General features: G+C 70.8%; 5 protein-coding genes. 1 reads left to right on the forward strand and 4 read right to left on the reverse strand.

Annotated features, from left to right (window positions below; genetic code table 11):
- Positions 1-108: 108 nt before the first annotated feature.
- From ACYVE9_RS10455 to ACYVE9_RS10470, 4 genes are all read right to left on the reverse strand, one after another.
- The gene (locus ACYVE9_RS10455) at positions 109-3,987 is read right to left on the reverse strand and encodes a multifunctional oxoglutarate decarboxylase/oxoglutarate dehydrogenase thiamine pyrophosphate-binding subunit/dihydrolipoyllysine-residue succinyltransferase subunit (protein WP_461027495.1); all 3,879 of its coding nucleotides are present in this window, start codon (positions 3,985-3,987) and stop codon (positions 109-111) included.
- A gap of 270 nt (positions 3,988-4,257) precedes the next feature.
- The gene (locus ACYVE9_RS10460) at positions 4,258-5,349 is read right to left on the reverse strand and encodes a sensor histidine kinase (protein WP_461027496.1); all 1,092 of its coding nucleotides are present in this window, start codon (positions 5,347-5,349) and stop codon (positions 4,258-4,260) included.
- Positions 5,350-5,354: 5 nt separating this feature from the next.
- Positions 5,355-6,116: a response regulator transcription factor gene (locus ACYVE9_RS10465; protein ID WP_461027497.1), complete on the reverse strand. Its 762-nt coding sequence runs from the start codon at positions 6,114-6,116 to the stop codon at positions 5,355-5,357.
- Between the two features lie 69 nt (positions 6,117-6,185).
- Positions 6,186-6,872, reverse strand: coding sequence for a spermidine synthase family protein (locus ACYVE9_RS10470; RefSeq protein WP_461027498.1), 687 nt, complete (start codon positions 6,870-6,872; stop codon positions 6,186-6,188).
- A gap of 164 nt (positions 6,873-7,036) precedes the next feature.
- Between ACYVE9_RS10470 and ACYVE9_RS10475 the strand changes: the two genes are divergently transcribed.
- Complete coding sequence (locus ACYVE9_RS10475) at positions 7,037-7,792, forward strand: rhomboid-like protein (protein ID WP_461027499.1); 756 nt, start codon at positions 7,037-7,039, stop codon at positions 7,790-7,792.
- Positions 7,793-7,859: the final 67 nt, after the last annotated feature.

The raw sequence follows: 7,859 nt of genomic DNA on the forward strand, positions 1-7,859 counted from the left end.
CCCCCCACCGCGGAGGGGACCCCGCCGCGGTGCGGCGAGGTCCCCTCCGGCGTGTGACCGTCGCCGCCGCGGGGCCGGGCCCCGCGGTGACGACGGTGGGAGCAACCGTCAGAGGTCGAAGACCTGGTTGACGAGCTCCTGCTGCTCCTGCTGGTGACGCTTGGCCGAACCCACCGCCGGCGACGACGACGACGAGCGCGAGACGCGCCGCAGCCGGTCCGCGTTGGGCACCGGCTCGGAACCGATGATCAGGTCCAGGTGGTCCACCAGGTTGAGCGCGATGAACGGCCACGCGCCCTGGTTGGCCGGCTCCTCCTGGGCCCACACGAACTTCTCGGCACCGCTGTACTTGGCCATCTCGGCCTGGATCTCCGTGCTGGGCAGCGGGTACAGCCGCTCCAGGCGGACGATCGCGGTGTCCTTGACGCCGCGCTTCTTCCGCTCGGCGTCGAGGTCGTAGTAGACCTTGCCCGAGCAGAACACGACCTTGCGGATCTGCGAGGCGTCCACCTCCCCGGACTCCACGGGAAGGTCCCCGATGACCGGACGGAAGGAGCCGGTGGTGAACTCCTCCGTCTTGGAGGCCGCCGCCTTCAGCCGCAGCATCGACTTCGGGGTGAAGACGACCAGCGGCTTGTGGTGCGGGTTGTGCACCTGCCAGCGCAGCAGGTGGAAGTAGTTCGACGGCAGCGACGGCGCGGCGACCGTCATGCTGTTCTGCGCGCACAGCGCGAGGAAACGCTCGATCCGGGCCGAGGAGTGGTCCGGGCCCTGGCCCTCGTAGCCGTGCGGCAGCAGCAGCGTGACGCCGGAGGTCTGGCCCCACTTCTGCTCGGCCGAACTGATGAACTCGTCCACGACGATCTGTGCGCCGTTGACGAAGTCACCGAACTGCGCCTCCCACATCACCAGCGCCTCGGGGCGGGCCAGCGAGTAGCCGTACTCGAAGCCCATCGCCGCGTACTCGCTGAGCAGCGAGTCGTAGACGTTGTAGCGGGCCTGGTCGTCCGAGAGGTACAGCAGCGGCGTGTAGTCGTTGCCGGTGTTCTGGTCCAGCAGCACCGCGTGCCGTTGGCCGAACGTGCCGCGGCGCGAGTCCTGGCCGGCGAGGCGCACCGGGGTGCCCTCCATCAGCAGCGAGCCGATGGCGAGGGTCTCACCCATGCCCCAGTCGATCGTGCCGTCCTCGACCATGGCCATCCGGCGCTGGAGCTGCGGCATCAGCCGCGGGTGCACCGTCACCCGGTCGGGGATGTTGACCTGCGACTCGGCGATCCGCTTGATGACCTCGGCGCTGACGGCCGTGTCCACGGCCACCGGGAACTCCGCGGCGGGCGGCGGCATCTCGGCCGGGCTCGGGTCCACGGTGGCCTCGCGGACCTCGGTGAAGACCTTCTCCAGCTGCCCCTGGAAGTCCTGGAGCGCCTGCTCCGCCTCCTCCATGGTGATGTCGCCCCGGCCGATCAGCGACTCGGTGTACAGCTTGCGCACCGAGCGCTTCTTGTCGATCAGGTTGTACATCAGCGGCTGCGTGAAGTGCGGGTTGTCGCCCTCGTTGTGGCCGCGGCGGCGGTAACAGATGAGGTCGATGACCACGTCCTTGTTGAACGCCTGCCGGTACTCGAAGGCGAGCCGTGCGACGCGCACGACGGCCTCCGGGTCGTCACCGTTGACGTGGAAGATCGGTGCCTCGATCATCCGCGCCACGTCGGTGGAGTACATCGACGAACGCGCCGACTCCGGCGCCGCGGTGAACCCGACCTGGTTGTTGATGACGATGTGCACGGTGCCGCCGGTGCGGTAGCCGCGCAGCTGCGACATGTTGAGCGTCTCGGCGACCACACCCTGGCCTGCGAAGGCCGCGTCGCCGTGCAGCTGGACGGGCAGCACGGTGAAGTCGGTGCCGCCCTTGCCGATGATGTCCTGCTTGGCGCGCGCCACACCCTCGACGACCGGGTCCACGGCCTCCAGATGGGAGGGGTTCGCGGTCAGCGAGACCTTGACCTGCTCACCGTCGAGGCCGGTGAAGGTCCCCTCGGCGCCGAGGTGGTACTTGACGTCGCCGGAGCCGTGCATCGACTTCGGATCGAGGTTGCCCTCGAACTCGCGGAAGATCTGCGCGTACGACTTGCCGACGATGTTCGCCAGCACGTTCAGCCGGCCGCGGTGGGCCATGCCGATGACGACCTCGTCCAGCCGCGACTCGGCGGCCGAGTCCAGCACCGCGTCGAGCAGCGGGATGACGGACTCGCCGCCCTCCAGCGAGAAGCGCTTCTGGCCGACGTACTTCGTCTGCAGGAAGATCTCGAACGCCTCGGCGGCGTTGACGCGGCGCAGGATGCGCAGCTGCTCCTGGCGGTCCGGCTTGGAGTGCGGGCGCTCCACCCGGTCCTGGATCCAGCGGCGCTGCTTGGGGTCCTGGATGTGCATGTACTCGATGCCGGTGGTCCGGCAGTACGAGTCGCGCAGCACACCGAGGATGTCGCGCAGCTTGAGCATGGACTTGCCGGCGAAGCCGCCGACGGCGAACTCGCGCTCCAGGTCCCACAGGGTGAGGCCGTGCGAGGCGATGTCCAGGTCGGGGTGCTTGCGCTGCTTGTACTCCAGCGGGTCGGTGTCGGCCATGACGTGGCCGCGGACCCGGTAGGAGTGGATCAGGTCGAAGACCCGGGCGGCCTTGGTGACCTCGTCGTCGTGGCTGACGTCGATGTCCCGGTTCCAGCGCACCGGCTCGTACGGGATGCGCAGGGCCTCGAAGATGTCGTCGTAGAAGTTGTTCTCGCCCAGCAGCAGCTGGTGCATCTGGCGCAGGAACTCGCCCGACGCGGCGCCCTGGATCACCCGGTGGTCGTAGGTGCTGGTCAGCGTCATCACCTTGGAGACGCCGAGCTTGTTCAGGGTGTCCTGCGAGGTGCCCTGGAACTCCGCCGGGTACTCCATCGCGCCGACACCGACGATGAGGCCCTGACCGGGCATCAGGCGCGGCACGGAGTGCACGGTGCCGATGCCGCCGGGGTTGGTCAGCGACGCGGTGACGCCGGTGAAGTCGTCCATCGTCAGCTTGCCGTTGCGGGCCCGCCGAACGATGTCCTCGTACGCCTGCCAGAACTCGAAGAAGGTGAGCGTCTCGGCCTGCTTGATCGCCGCGACGACCAGCTGGCGGTCACCGTTGGACTTCACCAGGTCGATGGCGAGGCCCAGGTTGACGTGCTCGGGCTTCACCAGGGTCGGCTTGCCGTCCTTCTCGGTGAACGAGTGGTTCATCGAGGGCATCGCCTTGAGCGCCTGCACCATGGCGTAGCCGATGAGGTGCGTGAAGGAGACCTTGCCGCCCCGGGCGCGCTTGAGGTGGTTGTTGATGACGATGCGGTTGTCGAACAGCAGCTTCACCGGCACCGCGCGGACCGACGTGGCGGTCGGCAGCTCCAGCGAGGCGTTCATGTTCTTGACCACGGCACCGGCCGGGCCGCGCAGCGTCACGTACTCGGGGCCGTCCTGCTGCTCGGCCTGCCCACCGCTCTCGGCCGCGGGCTTCGGCGCGCTCTTGGACTGCTTCGGCTCGGCCTTCGCCTCGGCCTTGGGCCGCTCCTCGGCCTGCTTCGGCTGCGCCTTCGGCGCGGCCTTGGCCTCGGGCTGGGCCTGCTCGGCCTTCGGCTGCGGCTTCTCGGTCTTCGCCTGCGGCTGCTCGGCCTTCGGCTGCGCGGGGGCGTCGGCGGCCTGGGGCTTCTCCGCTCCGGCCGGCGCCCGGGCCGGCTCGGCGGCCGACTCAGCGGCGGGCTTCGGCGGCGCGGAGCTCGTCGTCTTCCCGGGCTTGTAGTCGGCGAAGAAGTCCCACCAGGCCCGGTCTACCGAGTTCGGGTCCTGGAGGTACTGCTGGTAGATCTCGTCGACGAGCCACTCGTTGGGACCGAAGCCGGCCGCGGGATTCTTCCCTTGGCCGTCCTGGTCGGTCGAGATGCTCGAGGTCTTCGGGGACTGAGACGACACGGCGGCAACCGCCCTCTTCCGCTTCACATCGTGGTGGACAGCGGGAATCAAGGCTACGCCCCCGAGGCCGTTCGGTGCAGTCCGCACCCGCTTCTCGTCGCGCAAGTCACATTCACGGGTGTGTTTGTGCGCTCAGACAGGCGGGAAACAAACGAGGTTCCGAGCCGCCAGGGTGCGCGGGCCTTCGACTGCGGCGCCCGATTGCCGCAGCCGTCAGCGGTTCACCGAGATGTCACCCGGTGGACCGGTGGCTTCCGCACCGAGCGTACGTCAATCACTCGACTTGCCCGGACCCGGGAGAGTGACACGCATGCGGCAACCGCGAGTGGATTCGGCCACCGAGATACGGCCGCCGTGCAGATCGACCGCCCAACTGGCGATGGCCAGGCCGAGACCGGTGCCGCCGTCCTGCGCCGAGTCCGCGCCGGAGACCCGGCCGAACCGCTCGAAGACCCGGTCCCGGTCGCCCTGCGGTATGCCCGGACCCTCGTCCTCCACCTCCAGCTCCAGCGCCTGCGGCTGGCTGCCCGGACGCGCCCGCACCGTCACCCGGCCGTGCGGCGGGCTGTGCTTGACCGCGTTGTCGATCAGGTTGGCCACCACCTGGTGCAGGCGCTCCACGTCGGCGTGCGCGACCAGCTCGGGCGGCGAGACGTCCAGGTGCAGGTGGACGTCGGTGCGGCTGTGACCGGGCCCCTTGCTCATGTTCGCCTCCTTCAGCACGTTCGCCAGGTACGGCCACACCTCGAACCGGCGGGCGTGCAGCGGTACCACGCCGTTGTCCAGCCGGGACAGGTCCAGCAGGTGCGTCACCAGCCCGCTCAGCCGCTCGGTCTGCCGCAGCGCCGTCCGCATCGTCTCCGGGTCCGGGTCCGACACGCCGTCCACGACGTTCTCCAGCACCGCGCGCAGCCCGGCGATCGGGGTGCGCAGCTCGTGCGAGACGTTGGCCACCAGCTCCTTGCGGTGCCGGTCGACGGCCTCCAGGTCCGCCGCCATGCGGTTGAAGGTGGCGCCCAGCTCACCCAGCTCGTCCCGGCGGTCGAACCGCACCCGCCGCGAGTAGTCGCCGCCGGCCATGCCCCGCGCCGCGTCGGTCAGCTCGTCCAGCGGCGCCACCAGGCCGTGCGCCACGAACTGCGCCACCAGCAGCGACGCGATGACCGCGAACACCGCGATCACCTGGAGCTCGATCGCCGACTGGAACGCCACGAAGATCAGGAACGTGGTGATCGCCACCGAGGCGATCACCAGCGCGCCCAGCGCCGCCTTCACCGAGCGGTACGGGTCCACCGGCCGCAGCCAGGCCCAGAACCGGGCGCGCCAGGTCGGCCGCGGCCGACCGGCGTGCACCGTGTCCACGGCCCTCACCCGCCGTCGGCGGCCGCGGCGGGCGTCTCCAACGCGTACCCCACACCGTGCACGGTCCGGATCCGCTCCGCCCCGATCTTGCGGCGCAGCGCCTTGATGTGGCTGTCGACCGTGCGGGTCCCCGAGGCGTCCGCCCAGTCCCACACCTCGGCGAGCAGCTGCTCCCGGGACAGCACCGCGCGCGGCGAGTGCGCCAGGCACACCAGCAGGTCGAACTCGGTCGGCGTCAGGTGCACGTCCTGACCGGTGACCCGCACCCGGCGCTGGGCGTGGTCGATCTCCAGCTCACCGAAGCGCAGGATGCCCGACTGCGGGGACACCGCGGCCTGCGCCGCCCGCTCCACCCGGCGCAGCAGCACGTGCACCCGGGCCACCACCTCGCGCATCGAGAACGGCTTCGTCATGTAGTCGTCGGCGCCCACTCCCAGCCCGACCAGCATGTCCGTCTCGTCGTCACGCGCGGTCAGCATCAGCACCGGGACCGGGCGCCTGCCCTGCACGCGCCGGCACACCTCCAGGCCGTCGAAGCCCGGCAGCATCACGTCCAGCACCAGCAGGTCGGGCTGCCACTCCTCCGCCGCCTCGACCGCCGTCGGCCCGTCGGCCGCGGTCTGCACGAGGAAGCCCTCGGCCCGCAACCGGGCCGCGAGCGCGTCGACGATCGTCGCGTCGTCCTCCACCACCAGCACCCGCCGCTGGGCCCCGGGGGTGGCCGCACCCGTGACGCCCTGCTGCTGTGCCGTGTTCCGCTGCTCCATGCGTCCGCCCTGTGCCCGTCCCGCGCCAGATGACCGAGCAGCAGCGTAAGGCGCCGACACGCACGGCGGCTACGCCGGTCGGACCGCCAGGTGCACCACGTCGGGGACGCCTCGGACGACCGTGATCTCTTCGGTGGTAACCGCCTCGAATCCGTTATCGCGCAATGTGTCCTCGAAGCGCGGCGAGGGCCTGGCCGACCAGACGGCCAGCACTCCGCCCGGCCGCAACCGGGCCGCGCACGCCGCCAGCCCCTCCGGTGAGTACAGCGACCGGTTGCCGTCGGTGACCGTCCAGTCCGGACCGTTGTCCACGTCCAGGCACAGCACGTCGTACCGGCCCGTGCCCTCGTACAGGTGCGCGACCAGGTCGGCGTGCACGATCTCGGTCCGCGGATCGGCCAGTGCCGCACCCGAGACGTCCGCCAGCGGACCCGAGCGGTGCCAGTCGATGACGGCTTCCTCCCGCTCCACCACGGTGATCCGCCCCCACCGGGGCTCCGCCGCCGCCTCGGCCAGCGAGAACCCCACCCCGAGGCCGCCGATCAGCACGGCCGGGGCCTGCCGCCCGTCCAGCGCGGCCAGCGCGCGCCGCACGAGCAGCCGCTCGGAACGGCCGTCTGAGGTGTCCATCAGGAAGCAGCCGTTGGCGATGATCTGGAGCAACCGGCCGTGCCGGCGCAGGACCACCTCACCCCACGGCCCCTGCCGTCGGTCCAGAACCCGCGGTGCGTCGTCGATGTCATACGAGTGGCGCATACCGACATCCTCACCCACCCGGTTGACAGCCACCCCCCTGACGACTGACATTGACGAAGGCCGGGTCCGCGAACGTGCACCACACGGGCGCTCCCGGCCGCGGGACACGGGCGTGGACCGCACCGCACCAGGTCGTCGACGCCTGTCATGCAAAGGAGCCGGGCATGCGCACGTGGGCACGGTCGGACCGTTCGACGGATCGCCGGGAGACCGACGCCACCCTGCCACGCCTGCCCGCCCCCGCACGACCCGAAGAACCGGAGCACGTCCCCGTCGCCCCTCACACCCAGCTGCTGCGGCTGCTGCCGACCCCGTTCGGCACACCCTTCACGTTCTGCTTCGGGCTGCTGCTCGTCGCCACCACGCTGCTCGTCGAGTTCGCCGACCCGTCCGCGGCGACCCGGCTGCTCGCCGGCTCCAGCGCCGACGTCGAGAACCTCAAGCAGGAGCCGCTGTTCGTGCTCGTCGCGAGCGCGCTCTTCCACTCCGGCCCGCTGCTCTCCCCGTTCACCATCGGGTTCGTCCTGGTCCTGACGGCACTGGAGCGCCGCGTCGGCGGCTGGCGCACCGCGGCCGTCTTCGCCGTCGGCCACGTGCTGGCCACCCTGGCCACCCAGCTGACGGTGGCGGTGGCCGTCGCCACCGGCCACCTCCCCGAGTCCTCCCTGACCCGCTTCGACTACGGCATCAGCTACGGCGTGCTGGCCTGCACGGCCGCACTGGCCGGCGTGCTGCGCGTGGTGTGGCTGCGCTGGGTGCTGCTCGCCGTCGTCGGCACCACGGTCGTCTCCGACCTCGTGTCGCTCACCGATCCGCTCACCAACTGGGGCCACTTCCTCGCGCTGCTCGTCGGCATCACGCTCTGGCCGCTGCTGCGCCGCTACCAGCAGCGCGGCTCGGCCGCCCCCCGCCGCGCGTAGAGCAGCGCCCCACCGGCGAACAGCGCCACCGCCGTCCACCAGGTGCCCGCCACTCACCTCCGGGCAC

This window comes from Streptomyces sparsus (assembly GCF_054776295.1).

Excerpts from the sequence above, each read along its gene's own strand:
- ACYVE9_RS10475 (WP_461027499.1), top strand. The coding sequence starts at position 7,037 with ATGCGCACGTGGGCACGGTCGGACCGTTCGACGGATCGCCGGGAGACC.
- ACYVE9_RS10465 (WP_461027497.1), bottom strand. The coding sequence starts at position 6,116 with ATGGAGCAGCGGAACACGGCACAGCAGCAGGGCGTCACGGGTGCGGCC.
- ACYVE9_RS10470 (WP_461027498.1), bottom strand. The coding sequence starts at position 6,872 with ATGCGCCACTCGTATGACATCGACGACGCACCGCGGGTTCTGGACCGA.